Here is a 20,446-nt window from a genome sequence, read left to right on the forward strand (position 1 = left end):
ACTGTTTTGATATCGCTGATTCCAGTGCGTGAAGCAAAGCGGTGTCAGTGATGGGTTGATTCATTCGAACGGCTTGGATGTCGGTTCTTGGCACGTTTCTCTGGATAACGAGTGACTCATCCCCCGGCATTAACAGGGGAGACGTATACGCTTGAGTCATGTTCGATTAGCCATTCGGGGCGTTCCAGACGAGCCGCTATCGATGCGCCGCGGCGGCCTGTATTGGGTGACTGCCGATCGCATCGGCGATGCCGAGATCCTGGCGGTTCAGACATTGATGGCGTTACCCGCGCAGCATCGAACGACCCTGGTCTGGAGTGGTGGTGTTCCCGAGCAACTGGCCTGTGCCTTGGATGATCGACCTGCACCTGGTCCATTGCGTCTGTTTGAAATTGCTCAGCACCATATCCGCCAGGCGCTCAAGTCTCTGCCGTCTGAATTGAAGCGCGCGGCAACGGTATCCGGCAGCCTGGTGTTATTGATGTTGCCTGCAACGGCTTGGCAAGCCTTTGGCGAGGAGCGTCTGCAACAGTGGTGTGACGGCATGCGAGCCTGGTTGCGCGAGCAGGGTTGCACGCTTCTGGTGCTGTGCCATGGGCAAGCTTCCCAGCTCCATGGCCAACTGATTCGGCTCAACGAGCACCTGTCCGGGTTGGCACATTTATACCGGCGTGATGGCGCCATTCTCTATCAGTTGCACTTCTGGCACAACGAGCTGGGCGTTTTTGGTGCCCAGGAGTTCGAACTCGATCTACAGGTTTCGGGTTTCGGCCTGGCCCAAGTCGAACAGGCCAGACTGGAACCTACGCGTACTGATGATCAACGTGTCTATCTTGCGCAGCGCTGCGTGTTGGAAAGTGCACCAGCGTTTTGCGAGCAGTGGAGGGTTTTCGAGCGACGTATCGATCTGTTGCAAGAGGCGACGCTGGCCTGCGCCGCGAGCGTGTTGATCGCGATCGAAAGTGACCAGCAAGTGGAAGCACTGGCCCGTGACCTGTACGAATTGCGTGAGCGCTGCGGTAAGGCGTTGAAGATCATCGTGCGGGAAATGGAGCCCTGCCTGCGTTATCGCGACGAGCGTCTGCTGATGGCCTGTGGCGCCAACATCGTGGTGCCCTTTGGCGTCTCGCTGTCTCGTTTCTTCAGTTTGATCGACAGTGTACAGGGCCAGGTTTGGCGCCGCAGGCGTTCGAGTGGCGGTTTGGAGTCGCTGCTGGGTCGTCTGCGAGCCCCACCTGTTCGCGGTCTGGTGGCGCCACGGGACTTCATCGCGACGCTGGACCAGAGCTGCGGCGGAGCCTCTGGCGAAGTCGAGCACCAGTTGCTAAGGCTGCTGCCGCGTACCGCACTGACCCTCGAACAATGCATGTACCAGATTAGCCTGCGCCGATTTGGCGATATTGCCACTGTGGTGGATGGCGCTTTCTATTTGTTTCTGTTCGCTTGCCGCACCGATGGCCTGGAGTCGGCCTTGAGCAATATTTGTCGACTACCGTGGCGCGATCTGTTCAGCGATTGCCAGTCGATTGCCGAACCGGAGGCCTTGCCTCGTACTGCGTTTCTTGATGCGAAAAATCTTCCAGAGGCGTTACGCCTGGCTCCGGATCGGACCGATACCTTGCAGGCAACGCGCTCGGAAATGAGCGCCTATACGCCCTGTCAAACCACACTGGCGATCATGGACCATCCCGAATGAATTATTTCGAGCTACTGCAGGTCATCGCCACGAGCAGCTTGCTGACGTTGGCATTGGCCGTTCTGGCCCGCAGGCTCTGGCGCTTGGGGCAAACCTGGCTGCAGTGCTTTCTGTCGCCCCGTTATTTAAAGCTCCATCGTGCGCCGAAGCGCACTTCCACGGGCCTGCCGCCGAGTACGCCTCATGAGTAAGTTCGAGCTGGCGATCCCGTCCAGGACCCTGCAAGCCTGGCCCGGCCTGGGTCACTGGAACTTGTATTTCATTCTCAAATTCGCCCTGCAGTGGGGCGGCTACCTGAATGTTCAGTTACTGTCCAACCTGTTGTTCGCGGCGTTTTTACTGGTGCCACTGAATCGGGCTTTTATGGTGGTGGCGCGTCGGTTAGTCGCTGTGCCGATGGCCGTGGCACTATTCTATCGAGACACCTGGCTGCCGCCTTTGGACCGTTGGCTGGAACAACCCCAGGCGGCGGATTTTTCCTCCGGTTATTTGTTGAAATTGGCCGAGAGTGTGATCGACTGGAACCTGTGTGGATGGTTACTGGTGCTGGTGGTGGTCTATCAGTTTGTCCACCCATGGCTACGATTGACCACCCTGACCCTGGCTGGTCTGGCCTGGCTGGGTTACAGCAGCCTGATGGCGCCGCTCCCGGGCCAGGAATCGGGTGCTGCCCGGGACCCCTCAGCCGGGTATACGATCAGTCGTGCCGGTACGGCCGTCGACAATTACCTTAAGCAGTTCAACAGCGCAGAGGCCGACCGACGGGTGGTGTTCACGCCTTCGGCTGGCGTTGCGCAACCCTTCGACGTGGTGCTGCTCAACGTTGACTCTCTGGCCTGGGACGATCTGGATGTCATTGAGCTGCGCGACCATCCCTTGTTGCGGCAAATGGACGTTCTGTTCGATCGCTTCAACACGGCCGCCTCAGAGCGAGTACCCGCCGCGCTTCGCCTGCTGCGTGCAGGTTGTGGCCAGGCGCCGCGTCGCCAGTTGTATGCCCCCGCCGCAGAGTCTTGCCGGTTGTTCGGCGAGCTGGGCAAACAGGGTTTTGCCGTTGAGACCCTGCTCAATCATACGGGGCAGTTCGAAGGGTTTCTTGATGCCGTGCAAACCCTGGGTTTGCTGCCGGCCCCGCGGATTGATCTCAGCCGATTGCAACCCATGCTGGCGGGGCCGGACGGCTCCCCCGTGTTACGTGATCGCGAAGTATTGAACCTCTGGTGGAACTACCGTCAGGAGCAGCCTGATTCGCCAGTGGCGCTGTTCTACAACTCACTGAGCTTGCACTCGGGTAATCGCGTCGTGACGGCCGAGGGTGAGGCCCGTCGGGTTGCCTACAAGACGCGGGCCCAGGCTTTGCTGGATGACTTGAGCGGTTTTCTCGAACAACTGGAGCTCAGCGGACGTCGCGTCGTGGTGGTTCTCGTTCCGCAACGGGGCGCGGCGCTTCGCGGCGACCGCATGCAGTTTCCCGGCATGCATGAGATTCCCAGTCCATCGATTACTCAAGTGCCGGTCGGCATCAAGTTGATCGGCATGGGACGTAATTCCCGTTCCGCCCCTTTGCATATCGGCGAGCCGAGCAGCTACCTGGCCTTGGCGCAGATCATTGAGCGACTGTATGCCGCGTCAATCGGCGACAACCCATCGCCCGAATGGCAGCCGTTGCTGGCCGGATTGGCGCAAACCCCATGGGTGTCCGAAAGCGAAAGCAGCGTCGTACTGAACCACACCACCACCTCTTATGTACGGATAAAGGAGAAAGGCGCATGGCTTCCTTACCAGCCGATCTCAAAATAAGTGCCCGATTGCTAACGCGCACAGAGCGCGCAGATGACATCGCTCGTTTGAAGTCCGAGCTGCAATTGCCCGCCCTGAAGTACGTCGACGTCTCGGTCCAGAGAGCGCTGCGGCGTACCTTGCAACGCTGGCCGCTGCTCGCCGAGCTTGAGCAGGCGCAGCACACGCCAGGGGAGCGCGTCTCGCTGGCGCGTCATGGCGAACAGCAGGTGAGCGTGTGACCTCCCTGGGTTTGCGCGGATTGCGTGGCGGCGCGGGCAGCACTTCGTTGTTGGCGGCACTTGGATATGCACTGCACGCCTTGGAGCAGAGGGTGCTGCTGGTCGATATGTGTCCGCACAACTTGCTGCGCCTGCACTTCAATCTGGCTGTCAGGGAGACCGGCGGTTGGGCGCGAGCGATGCTCGACGGCCACGACTGGATAACCCAGTTCTGGGACGTCGCCCCGAAGCTGAGCCTGTTGCCCTACGGTCAGCTCGTCAGGGCGGACCAGTTCGTCGTGGAGCAAGAGTTGCGCCTCCAGCCCGAGCTCTGGGCCCGCCGCTTGAACGTTCTGGCCGAGCATTTCGATTGGATACTGTTCGACTTGCCCCAGCGCTGGCTCGGGTGTGACAACGTGGTGTCCTGCCAGTTGCAGATTCAAGTGGTCGAAGCCGACGCAGCATGTCACGTGTTGCTGCAACAGCAGGAGGAGCGGGCGGACTACCTGTTGCTGAACCGCTTTGATCCGGCCAGCCAGATTCAACGTGACTTGATGCTGGTCTGGCGCCAACACTACGATGCCCGACTGTTGCCCGTGACCGTGCACAGTGATGAGGCCATGCGCGAAGCACTGGCCTGCAAGCAGCCGGTGGGCCGCTATGCACCGGGCAGTCTGGTGGCCCAGGACGTGCTCAGCCTGGCGATATGGTGCCAGGCGCGCCAACGGGCGGCGGCATGATCGCCCGTTGCTTTCCCTATCAGCACTTGCGCACCGCCCACGGTTGTCGGCCATTGGTTGCGCTGCTGCTGGCGTTGTCGAGTGTTCTGGCCTGGACGGTGCTGCGATTGGAGTCAGCCGCCTGGCGACAGTTGTTGGACCAGCGCCAACGTTGGTATCCACAGTTGACCACCAAGACGCCGAGCCTTGGCGATCCGTTGCGTTACGTCCTGCAAAGCATCTGGCTGCTCTTGATCCGGCCTGTTGCGCCCGAACGGCGCTCAAGCTCCTGGGGCGGGTGGTCGCGCGCCGTCGTCTTGAGTCGAGTGATGTGGCTGCGACTGGGAAACCTGCTCGAACAACAGGCCCAGCGTATCCGTGACCACTCGCGGGTCAACCAGGGAGTTCATTGGTGGAAAGGCCTGGAACGGCATCGCCAATGGTTGCTCGGTGGCTTGCTGATCGCCCAACTGGTGCTGCTGACGCTGCTGTGTGTCACCGAGCCGTTCGGTTACATGGAGCAATTGGTCTTCGCGCTGTTGCTTTGGGGCCTGGCCATGCTGGTGCGCGGCATGCCCGGACGTTTCGCAACGCTGTTGATGGTGGTGTTGTCCAGCATCGTTTCTTGCCGTTACCTGTGGTGGCGCTACACCTCGACGCTGAACTGGGACGAGTCCCTGGATCTGGTTTGCGGGCTGCTGCTGCTGGCGGCCGAAACCTACTCCTGGATCGTGCTGATCTTTGGTTACATCCAGACTTGCTGGCCACTGGACCGTCAGCCGGCGCAGTTACCCGACGATACCCGACACTGGCCGACAGTCGATGTGTTGATCCCAACCTACAACGAGGACCTTTCGGTGGTGCGCGGTACGGTTTACGCCGCGCTGGGCATCGACTGGCCGGAAGAAAAACTGAGGATCTACCTGCTCGACGATGGCAAGCGGGAAACCTTCCGCCAGTTCGCCGAGGAAGTCGGGGTCGGCTATATCATTCGCCCGGACAATCGCCATGCCAAGGCCGGCAATCTCAACCACGCCTTGGCGCGCATCGACGGTGAGCTGGTGGCGATATTCGATTGTGACCACGTGCCCGTCCGTTCTTTTCTACAACTGACTGTGGGCTGGTTCCTGCGCGACCCGAAACTGGCGCTGGTACAGACGCCCCATCACTTTCTCTCCGCCGATCCTTTCGAGCGCAACCTTGCGGTATTCCGCCACAGGCCCAACGAAGGTGAATTGTTCTATGGATTGATCCAGGACGGCAACGATATGTGGAATGCCGCGTTCTTCTGCGGCTCCTGTGCTGTCTTGCGTCGTTGCGCGCTGGAGGAAATCGGTGGGTTCGCGGTGGAAACGGTTACCGAGGATGCCCATACCGCGCTACGTCTGCATCGTCGGGGCTGGAATTCGGCCTACGTACGCATTCCCCAGGCGGCTGGCCTGGCCACGGAAAGCCTGTCTGCCCATATCGGCCAGCGCATCCGCTGGGCCCGAGGCATGGCGCAGATTTTCCGTACCGACAACCCGCTGCTGGGCAAGGGCCTGACGGTGTTCCAAAGGATTTGCTATGCGAACGCGATGATGCATTTTCTCGCCGGTTTGCCGCGCCTGATTTTCTTGATTGCCCCCCTGGCTTTCCTCCTGCTGCATGCCTACATCATCTACGCCCCGGCGTTGATGATCCTGCTGTACGTCTTGCCGCCGATGATTCACGCCAGCTTGACCAACTCGCGCATGCAGGGCCGCTTTCGGCAGACCTTCTGGGGCGAGGTCTACGAAACCGTCCTGGCCTGGTACATCGCCCGCCCGACCACGGTGGCTCTGTTCAGCCCGAACAAAGGCTCCTTCAATGTCACCTCCAAGGGTGGGCTGATGGAGTACGACCGTTTCGACTGGAAAATCGCCCGGCCTTACCTGGTTCTGGCGGGCCTGAACTTTACTGGACTGGGTTTTGCCTGCTGGCGCCTGTCCACGGGCCCAGCCAATGAAGTCGGTACGGTACTGGTGAGCTCTTTGTGGGTGATCTACAACCTGTTGATTCTCGGCGCGGCGGTGGCGGTGGCGGCCGAAGTTCGCCAGGTGCGCCAGACGCACCGAGTGCAGACCCGGTTGCCGGTTGCCGTGCGCCTGGAGAGCGGCCATTCGTATCCGGGCACGCTGCTCGACTATTCCGACGGCGGTGTCGGTATCGAAGTTGATGTGCCGTTGTCGCTGCCGGTCGGCAGTCGTGTTTCGTTGTTGATGCAACGGCATTCGCGAGAGTTCCTGTTTCCCGGCTCCGTCAGTCGCAGCCACAAACATTTCATCGGCATCAATTTCGCCCAGTTGCCCACCCGGCAGAAAATCGATTTCGTGCAGTGCACCTTTGCCCGTGCCGATGCCTGGTTGAACTGGGGGGATAACTACGTCCCGGACCGTCCGCTGCATAGCCTGATCGATATTTTCAAACTCGGGGCCAAGGGCTATTTCCAGCTCTATCAGTTCCTGCCGCTGTGGGTCCGCCGTGTGGCCGGGCCGCCATTGCGGCTGGTGGGGTGGCTGTTGAGTTACTTGCCGCGCATGCCCTCGTCATTTTTTTCGTCTTCCAGATCTGTGAGCCCTTCATGAGTCGCTATTTGAGTAGAACCCTGGTTGCCGGCCTGGCGCTCCTGGCCCTTGGCGGCGTTCAGGCCCAAGGCATCGCAACGGCGTCCTTGGACCCGACCCCGAGTTGGCGCAGCACCTACAATTTCGGGCAGTTGGGCCGCGCCGCCGATAACCTGTTGTTGGGTATTCATGACATCGACCAGGTCGAGTTCTCGCTGCGCCGCGACCGCATCGCCAGCGACGCGCGATTGCGTCTGGAGTACACTCCGTCGCCGGCGTTGCTGCCAGTACTTTCACATCTGCGGGTTTACCTCAACGATGTGCTCGTGAACGTGCTGCCCATCGAGAAGGATCAACTGGGGCGCAAGACCTATCGCGAGGTGTCGCTCGATCCACTGCTGATCACCGACTTCAACCGGGTGCGCCTGGAGTTCGTCGGTCACTACACGGACGTTTGCGAAGACCCTGCCAACAATGCCCTGTGGGTCAATATCGGACGCCGCAGTGAGATCGAACTGCATGAACAGGCGCTGTCGCTCAAGAATGACCTGGCCTATTTCCCGTTGCCGTTCTTCGACGCACGGGGGCAGGACAAGCCGATTCTGAGCATGGTGTTCGCCGCGGCGCCAACCTTGGGCGAGCAACGGGCGGCAGGCGTCCTGGCGTCTTATTTCGGCAGTCGTGCCGGCTGGCGAGGCGTACGCTTCCCTGTGTTGCTTGACCATTTGTCCGATGCTGACGACGGACGTGCCGCAACACCGGCGGTGGTGTTCGCCACCAATGAAAGGCGTCCGCCGTTTCTGGCCGACCTGGAACAGTTTCCGAAGGTCCAGGCACCCGTCCTGCAGATCATCGACAACCCCAAGGCGGCCCACAGCAAGGTCCTGCTGGTATTGGGCCGAGATGACGAGGATCTGCTCGTTGCCGCGCGAGCGCTCGCCCTGGGCGGGGATTTGTTGCGCGGTTCGCGAGTGACAGTGGACAAGGTCCAGCAACTCAGGCCACGACAGCCCTACGACGCCCCCAACTGGATTCGCACCGATCGTCCGGTTCGCTTCGCCGAGTTGATCAGCTACCCGGGACAATTGCAGGCGAGCGGCCTGCGACCGGCACCGATCAGCGTCGATCTCAACCTGCCGCCGGATCTTTTTGTCTGGCGCAGTCATGGGGTCCCGTTGCAAATAAACTATCGCTATACGCCCAGTCTGCTCAATGATGGTTCGCGGCTGAACGTCAACCTCAATGATCAGTTCATCACCAGCGTGCCCCTGCCAGGCAGCGACAGTTCGAAGCTGGAAAAGCTGAGGCTGGCGGTGCTGTCCCATGACAGTGCCAACCCAAATGAGGAGGTGCAGGTCCCGGCTTTGAAAATCGGCGAGCGCAACAGCCTGCGCTTCGACTTCAACTTCGCCACTACCTTTGGCAGCGCTCAACGCGATCATTGCCAGACGACGCTAACGGCGAGCAACCAGGCAGTGATTGACGACAACTCGACGATCGATTTGTCCGGCTATCACCACTACATCGCCATGCCGGACCTGAGAGCCTTTGCTCGTAGCGGTTTTCCCTTCAATCGCATGGCCGATCTGTCGCAAACGCTGGTCATGGTGCCAGCCCACGGCAGCGCCACCCAAATCAGCACATTGCTCGAAACCCTGGCCGCGATCAGTGCCCGCTCGGGTGCGCCGGCGATGGGCCTGCAATTGTCTGCTGACTGGAGCGTGGCCGCCCGCACCGACGCCGACCTACTGGTCTTGGGCGGGATGGGAGCGAACATCGGTGAAAGCCCAGACATGAACCTGGTGCTCGATCAGCTCCAGGATTGGTTGCTGGAGCCGTCCAGCCAAGTGCTCAACGCCTCGTCGGCGCGGGCCGGGCAACTCAACGACATCAGGTACCTGCCGGCCCATCGGGTCGAGGTCTCGGCCCAGGCACCGATTGCCGCCTTCGTCGGCCTCAAGTCACCGTTCCATGAGCAGCGCAGCATTGTTGCTCTGCTTGCCCACGATGACGCTGATTACCAATTGCTGCGCGATACGCTCGCCGACAGCCGCAAGATGGATAGCGTAGCCGGTTCCGTGGCATTGCTGCGCAGCAGCGGCGTGGACAGCAGCCAGGTCGGTGAGCAGTACTTCGTCGGGCATCTGCCCTGGTGGTTATTGCTCTGGTTCCAACTTTCCGAACATCCAGTGTTGCTGGCCTCGACCGTCGTGCTGATCGTGCTGCTCATTGCCTTCATGTTGTGGCGCTCGCTGAGCTGGGTCGCGCGCCGGCGGCTGATGATGCAGGAATGATCCCCATGAAAGGTTTCCTTACGCTGTTGTTGATGCTGTTTGTCGTTGGCCCGGCGAGCGCGGCGCAGTGCGGCTGGCCGGCCTGGGAAAGTTACCGACAGGCGTTTGTCAGTGCTGACGGCCGAGTCGTTGACCCTTCTACCGAACAACGGATTACCACCTCCGAAGGGCAGAGTTATGGTCTGTTCTTCGCGCTGGTGGCCAATGATCGGGCGGGCTTCGATCGGATGCTGCGTTGGACCCAGGACAATCTGGCCGGCGGCGATCTGTCCCGCCAGTTGCCCGCCTGGAAGTGGGGGCGTGGCGAGGGTGGACACTGGCAAGTGCTTGACGCCAACAATGCCAGCGACTCCGATCTGTGGATTGCCTACAGCCTGCTGGAAGCCGGTCGACTCTGGCGTCAACCCGCATACGAAAAGTTGGGGCTCGATATCCTCTGGCTTAGCGCCGCGCAGAGTCTGCGCAAGCTGCCCGGGCTGGGCCTGATGCTGCTCCCGGGGGGGCAGGGGTTTGACAGCACCGACGGTTGGCGCTTGAACCCCAGCTACCTGCCCCCGCAGTTGCTCGCCCGGTTTGCCCAAGTGGCGCCGGTATGGAGCGAGCTTGAGAGCAACGCACAGCGTTTGCTGGTGCAAGGCTCACCCAACGGGCTGGCTCCCGATTGGTTGGTGTGGCGAACAGGGCAGGGCTGGACCGCCGATAGCGTGACAGGCGCCAAGGGCAGCTATGACGCGATCAGGGTCTACCTGTGGCTCGGCATGCTGGCCGAGGACGCGCCAGGAAAGGTTGAGCTGATCGAACATTTCCAACCCATGCTGGCGTTGACGAAACGCCTGGGGGCGGTACCGGAAAAAGTCGATACCCACACCGGTGTCGAGGTTGGCAAAGGCCCGGTTGGGTTTTCCGCGGCACTGCTGCCCATGCTCGCCAGTGCGCCTGGGGACGCGCAAGCATTGAAAGCGCAACGTGAACGGCTGCGCGAGGAATCGCCCGCGCCCGATGCCTATTACAACCGGTCCCTGATGTTGTTCGGCCAGGGCTGGGATGAGCGCCGGTATCGTTTCGACGCTCGCGGACGTTTGATTCCGACCTGGACGCGCCCATGCAAAAAATAACGGGATGGGCGCTGTTGCTGGGATGCTTGTGCGGACCCACCCTGGCTCAGTCCGCGGGCCCGATCGAGCAACGACAACGAATCATGGAGCAGATGCGTGTTGGCGAAGCGCTTTACCGGGAAGACCTGGTCCGGGATGCGTTGGCGCGACTCAATCTTATCGCGCCTGATCAGCCTCAAGTGCTGGTCGCCGGGATTCGCCAGGCGTTGCTGCAACAAGACCGGGTGCAGGCCGAGGGATTGCTGCAGAGGTTGCAATTGCAGGCGCCGGACTCTCCAGAGTTGTCCCAGGCACGAAAATTGATGACGCTGCAAAGTCCGGAAGGACAGAAGGGCTTGTATCAAGCGCGTGAACTGGCAACGGCGGGGAAGGCGCAAGAAGCCGTCGGGGTGTACCAGCAGTTATTCGGGGAGGTGCCTCCGGATCTTGCCAGCGCCCTGGAGTACTGGCGCGCGCGCGGCGGCGTGGCCGGCCAGCAAACATTGGCCATCGAGCAGCTACGGGCATTGGATCGTCAGTATCCGGGCAACACCGGGTTACGGCTGGTGCTCGCGAACCTGCTCCTGGCGCAGAAAAAAGAAGCCGAGGGCCTGGCAATCCTGCGCCGGATGGCGAGTGTTCCGCTGGCGAGCAACGATGCCGCCGAGCAGGAATACAACTACGTGAGTCGCCTGCCAATCAGTGAGAACAGCGTGCGCCATTGGCGGGATTTCCTGGGGCACTACCCTGACTCGCCCCTCAAGGCCAAGGCCGCCGCGCAACTGCAACATCAGCAGCAGCGACTGGCTGATCCCGCTTTGCAGGCCGCGGCCAGAGCCAGACAGCGAAAGTCCAAAGCCGTTGACCCCGTTGCGATATTGCTGAACCAGGGTGACCAGGCCATGCGCCGCAAGGAGACGGTTCGCGCCGCGAAGGCATACGAGCAGGCCCGCAAAATCAGGCCGAACGATGCCAGGGCCTTGTATGCATTGGTCCGTCTGTACCAGGCGCAGTCGCCGCACACGCTTGAAGCGTTTCTCGATGATTTGGCGCCTCGTGAGCAGCGTGAGTTCCTGGCGCTGCGTCGCAGTCTGGCGCTTGCGCGCTTGAATGCTCAGGCCGATGCCGCCACGCAACGCTCCGATTGGGGGCTCGTCGACAGCCTGCTGCGCCAGGCCCGGGCACTCGATGCTGACGATCCCTGGCTGGCCTTTCGGTTGGCCAAGGCCCAGCAGGCCCTTGGAAAGACCGGCGCGGCCGATGAAACGTTCGGCCAGCTCATGGCGCGTCAAGCCGACAATCCACAGGCGCGCTACGCCCAGGCCCTGTACCTGAGCGCCAATGGCCGTGACAGCGAAGCTTTGGACGCGCTGACGCACATCCCCCGACAGGTCTGGAGTCAGCCCATGCATGACCTGGACGGGCAACTGCAGCGTCGTCAGATGCTGGCGCGGGCGAACACCTCTCGTGACAAGGCCCGGTTGTTGGCCAGACAACAACCTCAAGCGGCGTTGGATCAATATGCCCTCGGCATGGCGGCTACCGGCTTGCTGAGCCCCGCTCAGGCCGCCCCCCGCGATGATCGCGCGCTGACCCTGGCCAGTCGCGAGAAGGATGCCGACGACGGGTTGGCGCGTAGCCTGCGCAAGGAAGTCGAAAGCCTCTATCAGCAACAGAACCCGACCCTGCATCTCTACCATGACATCGCCTGGCGCTCCGACAACACCACGCCGGGTATCTCCGATTTACTGGCTCGGACTTCCATCCTGCGCATCGAAGCGCCGATCGCCCAAGGCAAGGGCTTTGTCACGGCTGAAAACCTTGATTTCGATGCCGGGCGCTTCGACACCGATGCCGACGGTCTGCACCGAGAAAGATTCGGTACCTGCGCGTTGCGCCTGCGCAATCGCACCACCGGCGCGGTGGTGGCCGACGGGTGCCGGGGCGGCGCGCAACATGCCCGTGGCGGCACCGTGGCAATGGGTTGGCAGGACGAGCGGTGGGCAGTGGATGTCGGTCATTCCGCCGAAGGCTTCGCCGTTGCGAACTGGTTGGGCGGCGTCAGCTTCGCCAGTGATTGGAATAGCCTGAACTGGAAACTGAGCGCCTCTCGTCGGCCCGTGAGCGATTCGCTGCTGTCCCACGCCGGAACCGTTGATCCCGTCAGCGGCGTGCGTTGGGGCGGTGTGACCAGCAATGGCTTGCGCCTTGATCTAAGCCACGCCACCAGCGCGGTGGACGGCGTCTGGGCCAGTCTCGGCGCGCATTGGCTGCGTGGCGAGAACGTCGCCGATAACCGTCGTCATTCAGCGACGGGTGGTTACTACTACAGCCTGATCGAACGGGCCGACGAGCGCCTGCGCAGCGGCCTGACGCTGATGTATTGGCATTATGACAAGGACCTGAGCGAATTCACCCTGGGGCAGGGCGGCTACTACAGCCCGCAGTCTTTCTATTCGGTGGGTGTTCCACTCGACTACGCTTGGCGCAACGCCGACTGGTCGGTTCGGCTGGAAGGCTCGCTAGGCTGGGCTTATGCAACGACCAAGGCCAGCGAACTCTACCCGCTGCAAGGCGCGGGGGCGAAATGGCTGGGCCGTATCGAACAGGCGGGTTTCGTTGCCGATGATGTGAATCAGGTCAAGAGCGCGAGCAGCACCCGTGGTGCCAACGTGCGTGTGCAAGGCCTGGTCGAGCGCCGTCTTTCGGATCACCTCGTGCTCGGCGGCGGATTGGCCTGGCATTACAGCGAGGACTATGCGCCCAGTCGGGCCTTGTTGTACTTGCGTTACACCTTCGACCCGTGGCAAGGCAACCTGCCTTTGCCGGTCGAGCCGCTGTTGCCATATGCGCAAATGCGCTGATCGTTCACCGAACTTCATGTGGTCAACCGCCGCCATCGGGAGATGGTGGCAGAGGAAATCGATAGATGGTGCGAGATAACTCCAGTGCCGTGGCCCACAAACATTCGTTGACCACGCGGGCCCTGCGTCTTGCTGTATTGCGCATTGGTCTGGTGTCGCTGGGCGCGGGGGCGATTTCCTACCACGTCAACTCATCCTCGATCGAGCGAGAAGTGACCGGGCAGTTGCTGCTTTCGACCGAGCAATCCTTGCAACGCGAGTCCTTGCCGTTTCGGGAAATCAAGGACCTGCAGCAAAACTTCCTCAGGGAGTTCAAGGAGACGCTGGCCCGTCCGGGCATGCAAACCACCCTGATCAACGACTTCCGGCAGATTTTCTACCGTCACGAGGACGGTTCCTATACGCAACGTCCGCAGTTGTTTGAAGGCGAGCCGCTGGCCGATGGGCGCCGTTTTGCCGGTATGTCGGCGACTTATTCACCGGATATCGCCCCCGATGGCAACACCCAGGCACGATTTGCACTGTCGTATCTGCTGTCTCACAAGTATGGTTCGAGCACCAAGGGTAGGCTGTTCAATTTCTACGGCGTGGTGCCCGAAAAAGGCTTCCCCATCTATCAGGACGCCGACATTGCCAAGGTATTCACTTACTCGGGACCGGATGCGCTTAAGCTTGAAACCTACGAATTTTATGCACGCGGTTTTGGTACGCCGACCAACGACACGTTGTTCACCCGCATGTACTGGGACTACTCCAACAACGCCTGGATGACAACCATCGCGACCGCCGACGTAGCCGATGCCTCTGGGAAGCATTCCATTCTGGCAGCTGTTGATGTGCTGCTTGATGAACTGATGAAACGGATTGCCAAGCCTGCCATGAAGGGCGCGTACAGCTCGCTGTTCATCGCTGATGGGGCGGGTACGCTGATCTATCATCCCGCCGCGATGGAGGAGGTCAAAAGCAGTGCGGGCGAGGCGTCCATCCGGTCGCTCAAGATGGCTCAGGATTATCCGTTGCTTGACGCTATTGCCGATCTCACGCCGGGCCAGGCGCGAATCGTCCAGACACCGGACAACATCGTCGCGATGGGTTTCATTCCCGAAACACCCTGGGTACTGGCTGTGCACTATCCGCGAACACTGATGATACCGGCCATCTTTGATAACCTGCTCATCGTCATTGTGCTCGGTCTGCTGACCCTGCTGGTGGAAATTTTTATCCTGCGGTCCATTCTGCAAAAACAGGTGGCGCTGCCGCTGGCCCGCTTGATCCAGGCGACGCGACAACTGGGTATCGGCAAGGAGCGCTTGCGGCCTCAGCAGCTACCCACCCAGTCCCCCGACGAAATTGGCGAGTTGGCCCGCGCCTTTGCCAACATGGCCGAGCGGGTCCAGGACGCTCAGGAGCATCTGGAGCTCAAGGTGCAGGACCGTACCGCCGAACTCGAAAAAGCCAATCGACAACTGTATGAGCTGAGCAATACTGATGGCTTGACCGGTGTCGCCAATCGTCGGCGCTTCGATGAGGCGCTGGTCAGTGAGTGGCGTCGGGGGTTGCGGGCCGACACCGTGCTGTCGCTGATGCTGATCGACGTAGACCACTTCAAGAAATACAACGACCACTACGGCCACCAGGCCGGTGACGATTGCCTGCGCAGTGTCGCCCGCACGCTAACGGACCATGCCCAGCGTGCCGGTGATCTGGTGGCGCGCTACGGCGGTGAAGAGTTTGTGCTCATCACCACTACCGCCAATACGGAAAAGGCACTGGAACACGCCCGGGCAGTTTGCCTGGCGATGGAAAGCATGGCGCTGCCGCATGCGACGTCGCCCTTGGGCATGGTCACCGTGAGCATCGGCCTGGCGGTCATGCCCTTTACCAAGGACGGGGCAGTCGCTGATCTTCTCAAACAAGCCGACCAGGCGCTTTATAACGCTAAGGACCAGGGGCGTAATCGGGCGGTGCTGGCGGATGTTCACTGACGTTTCGAAAGCCGCGACAGTGGTTGCAGGCGGCGTGGGTTGGCGTCGGAGAGCGAGCGGTGCATCACCGAAAGTCCAATGGATGCCCGGGGCAAAAAAACGTACAAACGTTATAGCAAATGAATACTGTGCCGATAGTTGTAACGGGAGGTCATAATTTGTCTGTTTGAGTGAAGCAAAAAATTCCCAAGACAACAGAATAAATTGGCGTTGCCGTTACGAGGAGCCGCGGATAAGTCCCTCTTCATAAGCAACTCTCGAGAGTACAAATGATGCTGCTCCCTACGGAAACGGATGAGTTAAACGCACCGATGGCGCAATCCCAACTGTTCGGGGCTACTTTCGATCTGGTGTCCTGCGCTCTGGTGCTGCTCGATGAACAAGGGCGGATATTGAAGGCCAACAGCGCTTTTACTGAGCTGCTCGGCTACCCACTAGCGGATGTGTCAGGGGTTGCGTTTCGTGAGTTACTTCATCTGACCGATCGGGGTGGTCAAGGCTTGCCAGTAGGCCTCGCTGACAACCCCATGGAGCTGGCTTATCGGCACAAGCACGGGCACTTGTTGCACGGGCGCAGTAAACTGGCGGCGGTGGGGACCTTGTCACTCATCGAAATCGTCCCGGTTGAAAACCCGCAAGGTATGGACGAGTTTCTCGAGCGGGATGATTGGCTGCAACGGATCACCGAAACCGCTCCAGGCATCATCGGTACCTTCCGGCTGGGTACCGATGGCACGTTCTCCATGCCTTGGATTTCGCCTGGCTATGAAAAATACTATGGCGTGACAGTCCAGGAGCTCAAGCGTGACGTCGGCGTGTTGTTCGAACGTATACACCCTGAAGATCTTGAGCGGGTTCAAGCATCAATCACCGAATCGGCGCGGTCCCTGTCGCCCTGGCAGTGCGAATACCGGGTCCGCCATCCGTACAAGGGTGAAGTCTGGCTCGAGGGACGTTCCAGGCCGACGCGGGAGGCGGACGGTGCCATTGTCTGGTTCGGTTTCCTGCATGACATCAGTGAGCGGAAAGTGGCCGAACAGGCCCTGCTGGAAAGTGAGGAGCGGTTCCGCGTAGCGTTCGAATCCGCGGCCATCGGTATGGCGCTGTTGTCTCTGGACGGCCATTGGCTGCGCGTCAACCCATACTTGTGCGAAATGCTCGGCTACAGTGAAGAGCAGTTGCTGCTGATCACCAACGACTCAATGATCCACCCGGACGATTGGTCCACGGGGTACACCCATACCCAGCGCCTGATCAAAGGGGAGATACCCCATCTGCGCCTGGAGCGTCGCTATCGGCACCGCGCCGGCCATTACCTGTGGGTGCAACTGACGGCCAGCGTGATACGGGAGCACGATGCCAGCCCATTGTATTTCATCGTCCAGATCGAAGACCTCAGCCGCCTTCTAGAGGCCGAGGAGCGCGTTTCCTTGCTGGATTTCGCCCTGAGCCAGGTGCATGAGGCGGCCTTCCTGGTCGATGCACAGGCCCGTTTTCGCTACGTTAACTGCGAAGCCTGTCAAAGCTTGGGGTATAGCCGGGAAGAGTTGCTGGGCATGACCGTCGCCGACATCGCGCCTGACTGGAGCAACGAGCAGATACACACGCGTTGGTTCGATGTTTCAGTCACTGTGAATCCTCCTCCCGAAATCATAGAGAGCCGTCATCGGACCAAGACAGGCGATATTTTTCCCATCGAAATCAGCCTCTCTTCTTTTAAACTCGATGGCAAAAACTACATCCTGGCATTGGCCCGGGATATTAGCGAGCGCAGGCGGTTGCAAGCGGCACAGCGCTACACCGAAAAACGTTACCAGGAAGTCTTCGACCACTCTTCGGACTGTCTCTATCTCTTGGAAGTGACCGAAGACCGGCGCTTCCGATACCTTGAAATCAACACTGCGTTCGAACGTTCGTCGGGCTTTCATCGGAAACAGCTGATCGGCCGATGCGTCGGTGAGTCAAGCTCAGCGCAAACAGCACGTAAAATACTTGAGCCCCTTGAGCGCTGCCTGGCGAGCGCGCAAATGATCGAATTTGAGGTGGAACTTGAGTTGCCAGCGGGAAACATAGCGACCTTTTCGGCGTTTATTCCGGTGCGCGACGAACAGGGCAACATCTACCGTATCGTCGGAATCAGTCGCGATATCAGCGAACGCAAACGCATGGAAAACCTGCTGTTGACCAGCGAGCAGCAATTTCGCGCCCTGGCCGAAAACTCGTTGAACCTGATCATCCGCTATGACCTCGATCTGCGGCGAACCTATGTCAATCCGGCCTATGAGCGAGAGACCGGTATTTCTGCGGCCCAGGCTTTGAGCCTACGGCTCGAAGACAGTTGGAGTGCCGATAGCAAGGTCGAACAATACATTGGATTGCTACGCCAGGTCATCGCCACCGCAGAGCCGCTGGAAACCGTTCTGAAATGGTCATGTCCACGGACTGGAAAGTCTGTTGTACACGCGATCCAATTGATCGCCGAGTGTGGTGCCGATGGTGCGGTGGTCAGTATTCTGGCCAAGGGACACGACATCACTGCGCTCAAGCGTCACGAACGTCTGGAAGAGTCCCGGCTGTGTATTTTCGAGCGGCTGGCGCGTGGCGCCCCGCTGCCGGAAGTGTTGTCGCTGGTGACCAGCTACATTGAACAGGATCATCCGAACTTCCTGGCCTGTATCATGCTGGCGGACGAAGACGGCCGCTATTTGCGCCTCGCCTCGGCGCCCCGCCTGTTGCCTGAGCAGACGCAGGCCCTGCAACAAGTCGAGATAGGCGAAGGAATCGGCATTTGCGGTACTGCCGCCTGGCGCGGTACGACGGTAGTTGCCGAAGACCTGGCCACTCATCCTTATTGCGGCGACTACCGGGCACTGGCCAGCGACATTGGCCTGAAAGCGTGCTGGTCGGAGCCCATCAAGGACTCCGTTGGCAAGGTTTTGGGAACATTATGTATATTTTTACGGCAACCAGGACTGCCCACCAAGCATGATCTCAAGTTGATTAGCCAGGCCAGTCATCTGTCGGCAATCGCGATAGAACGCAAGCGTGCCGAGACTAGGTTGCTTGAGAGCGAACGACGTTACCGGGATATTTTCGATAACTCGCTCGATGCCCTGTTCCTGCTCGAAGTAACGGATGGCGTGGGTTTTCGCTATCTGGAAGTCAACCCGGCCTTCGAACGAGGATTCGGGATGGAGCATGCCAGTGTGGTCGGCAAACCCGTTGAACAAGTGCTGCCGCCCCATCTTTGCACGGGTGCAATCGCCCAGTTTCAGCGTTGTGTAGAAAGCGGTGTTCCTATCGACGAAGAAAATGAGCTTGATCTACCCGGCGGCTCCCTGGTGTTTCATTCGACGTTGATTCCGGTACGCGACCCTTGCGGGCGTGTCCGGCGAATCGTTGGTATTGCTCGCGACATCACCGAGCGCAAACACGCCGAACGCATCCTCCACGCCCGCGAGCAGGAGTTCCGTGCCCTGGTCGAAAACACGCCCGATGTCATTGCCCGGTTCGACCTGTTGTGCCGTGTCCAATACGCCAATCCCGCCGCGCAAAGCATGCTGGGGCAGCCGCTGGAGTTTCAGTTGGGCAAGACCTCATGCCAGGCATCGCCGGGTTCAGAGGCGGCGCGCTTGTTTCAGGACAGACTTGAGCAATTCATTCATACCCGCAAGACCAGCGAGGAGGAGTTGACCCTGGAGGTTACCGCGAAGCAGGGCGAGGAAAGCGTCTGTTATCAGATTCGTCTGGTCCCCGAGCGTGATCAGCGCGAGGAAATAGTCAGCATTCTCGCGGTTGGGCGTAACTTCACGGCCATGCGCGTGGCAGAAGAACAACTGAAAGAATCCCATGCACAACTTCGCCAGTTGTCCAGCTATCGCGAAACCGCGAGGGAGGAGGAGCGTAAGCGTATTGCCCGCGAAATCCACGACGAACTGGGGCAGCAACTCACGGCCCTGCGCATGGGTATCTCGCTGCTGCGCCTGCAGTTCGGCAGCGACCAGCCGTTACTGGTGGAGCGAGTCCAGGCACTGATGGGGCGGATTGACGAAATCCTTCAAGTGGTTCGCAACGTAGCCACCAGCCTGCGTCCCTCGGCGCTCAATATGGGCCTGACCTCGGCGCTCGAATGGCTGGTTTCCGAGTTCTCGCACACAACCGGTATTCCCTGTCGACTGAGGGCACCTTCGGCTCGACTGGAGCTCGACGACGAGCGCGCCACCGCGATTTTCCGGGTTATTCAGGAGTCCCTGACCAATGTCGCCCGACATGCCCGTGCGACCCGAGTGGATATCAGCCTGGAGCGCAGCGCGGGGCATGTCATGATCCAGGTGCGTGATAACGGCAGGGGGTTCGATCCCAAGCAGTTGGCCAAGGGCACGCTTGGCCTGCTCGGCATGCGTGAACGTGGACACATGCTCGGCGGGACGGTGACGGTGGACAGTGCCCCCGGGCGGGGCGCGTGTGTCAATGTGAGCATTCCCTTTCAAATAGACTCCGAGGTCCCATGATCCGATTACTGATCGCAGATGACCACGCCATCATGCGCGAAGGTCTGAAACAACTGTTCGCGCTGGCGGGAGACTTGCAGGTTGTGGCTGAAGCGGAGAACGGTGCCCTGCTGCTTGAACGGCTACGCCAGGAAGGCATCGACCTGTTGCTCCTGGATATGAACATGCCTGGCATTTGCGGCGAGGACTTGATCGCGCGCATACGGTCCCATTATCCGACATTGCCGATCCTGGTGTTGAGCATGCACAACGAAGTGCAGATTGCCCAGCGTGCCCTCAAGTCGGGCGCCTCCGGTTATCTGACCAAGGACCGCGATCCCGAGACGCTGCTGGGTGCTATCCGCCGGGTGGCGGCGGGTGGACGGTTCATCGACGCCGCGTTGGCCGAGCAGATGGCCTTCGCCGCCACAGGTCTGGGGCCGTGCAGCCAGCACGATGCGCTCACTGACCGGGAGCTCCAGGTCATGCGCCTGCTCGCCCGCGGCCTCAGTGTCTCGCAGATTGCGGCGGAACTGATCATCAGCCATAAAACTGTCAGCACCCATAAGGCTCGCCTGATGGAAAAGATGGCGTTCATCAGCACGGCCGATATCGTCCGCTATGCGATGACCCACCAGTTGCTTTGACCTGCCGGAAGAGCCCGGAAGCGAAGAGACGGGCGAATCGGCAAACGGGTAGCCTAAAGTGTTGGCGGGCAA

The 20,446-nt window shown here is 60.2% G+C and carries 12 protein-coding genes; all 12 read left to right on the forward strand.

What is annotated here, in order from left to right; translation table 11 throughout:
* The first annotated feature begins 151 nt into the window (after nt 1-151).
* The 12 genes from ACWNZ1_RS04415 (at nt 152) to ACWNZ1_RS04470 (ending at nt 20,374) form a co-directional block, all read left to right on the forward strand.
* Nucleotides 152-1,696, forward strand: coding sequence for a BcsE family c-di-GMP-binding protein (locus ACWNZ1_RS04415; RefSeq protein ID WP_456027427.1), 1,545 nt, complete (start codon nt 152-154; stop codon nt 1,694-1,696).
* On the forward strand, nt 1,693-1,887 hold the full coding sequence (gene bcsF, locus ACWNZ1_RS04420) for a cellulose biosynthesis protein BcsF (RefSeq protein ID WP_288913944.1): 195 nt from the start codon (nt 1,693-1,695) through the stop codon (nt 1,885-1,887). Before ACWNZ1_RS04415 ends, bcsF begins: the two co-directional genes overlap by 4 nt.
* Complete coding sequence (gene bcsG, locus ACWNZ1_RS04425) at nt 1,880-3,496, forward strand: cellulose biosynthesis protein BcsG (protein ID WP_456027428.1); 1,617 nt, start codon at nt 1,880-1,882, stop codon at nt 3,494-3,496. Before bcsF ends, bcsG begins: the two co-directional genes overlap by 8 nt.
* Nucleotides 3,466-3,717 carry a cellulose biosynthesis protein BcsR gene (bcsR, locus tag ACWNZ1_RS04430; RefSeq protein WP_456027429.1) on the forward strand — a complete coding sequence of 84 codons (252 nt, stop codon included), beginning with the start codon at nt 3,466-3,468 and terminating at the stop codon, nt 3,715-3,717. The genes bcsG and bcsR overlap by 31 nt, the downstream gene beginning before the upstream one ends.
* Nucleotides 3,714-4,436 carry a cellulose biosynthesis protein BcsQ gene (gene bcsQ / locus ACWNZ1_RS04435; protein ID WP_456027430.1) on the forward strand — a complete coding sequence of 241 codons (723 nt, stop codon included), beginning with the start codon at nt 3,714-3,716 and terminating at the stop codon, nt 4,434-4,436. The genes bcsR and bcsQ overlap by 4 nt, the downstream gene beginning before the upstream one ends.
* On the forward strand, nt 4,433-7,021 hold the full coding sequence (bcsA, locus tag ACWNZ1_RS04440; RefSeq protein ID WP_456027431.1) for a UDP-forming cellulose synthase catalytic subunit: 2,589 nt from the start codon (nt 4,433-4,435) through the stop codon (nt 7,019-7,021). The genes bcsQ and bcsA overlap by 4 nt, the downstream gene beginning before the upstream one ends.
* Nucleotides 7,018-9,294, forward strand: coding sequence for a cellulose biosynthesis cyclic di-GMP-binding regulatory protein BcsB (gene bcsB, locus ACWNZ1_RS04445; protein WP_456027432.1), 2,277 nt, complete (start codon nt 7,018-7,020; stop codon nt 9,292-9,294). Before bcsA ends, bcsB begins: the two co-directional genes overlap by 4 nt.
* Nucleotides 9,295-9,299: 5 nt before the next feature.
* Nucleotides 9,300-10,409, forward strand: a complete 1,110-nt coding sequence (gene bcsZ / locus ACWNZ1_RS04450; RefSeq protein WP_456027433.1) for a cellulose synthase complex periplasmic endoglucanase BcsZ — start codon at nt 9,300-9,302, stop codon at nt 10,407-10,409.
* On the forward strand, nt 10,397-13,252 hold the full coding sequence (locus ACWNZ1_RS04455; protein WP_456027434.1) for a cellulose synthase subunit BcsC-related outer membrane protein: 2,856 nt from the start codon (nt 10,397-10,399) through the stop codon (nt 13,250-13,252). The genes bcsZ and ACWNZ1_RS04455 overlap by 13 nt, the downstream gene beginning before the upstream one ends.
* A 65-nt stretch (nt 13,253-13,317) precedes the next feature.
* Entirely contained in the window at nt 13,318-15,237 is a 1,920-nt protein-coding gene (locus tag ACWNZ1_RS04460) for a diguanylate cyclase (RefSeq protein ID WP_288913965.1), read from the forward strand.
* 269 nt (nt 15,238-15,506) lie between these two features.
* Nucleotides 15,507-19,748, forward strand: a complete 4,242-nt coding sequence (locus tag ACWNZ1_RS04465; RefSeq protein ID WP_456027435.1) for a PAS domain S-box protein — start codon at nt 15,507-15,509, stop codon at nt 19,746-19,748.
* The gene (locus ACWNZ1_RS04470) at nt 19,745-20,374 is read left to right on the forward strand and encodes a response regulator transcription factor (RefSeq protein WP_288913970.1); all 630 of its coding nucleotides are present in this window, start codon (nt 19,745-19,747) and stop codon (nt 20,372-20,374) included. The genes ACWNZ1_RS04465 and ACWNZ1_RS04470 overlap by 4 nt, the downstream gene beginning before the upstream one ends.
* The last annotated feature ends 72 nt before the right edge of the window (nt 20,375-20,446 follow it).

The organism is Pseudomonas sp. CFBP 5748 (genome assembly GCF_053850495.1).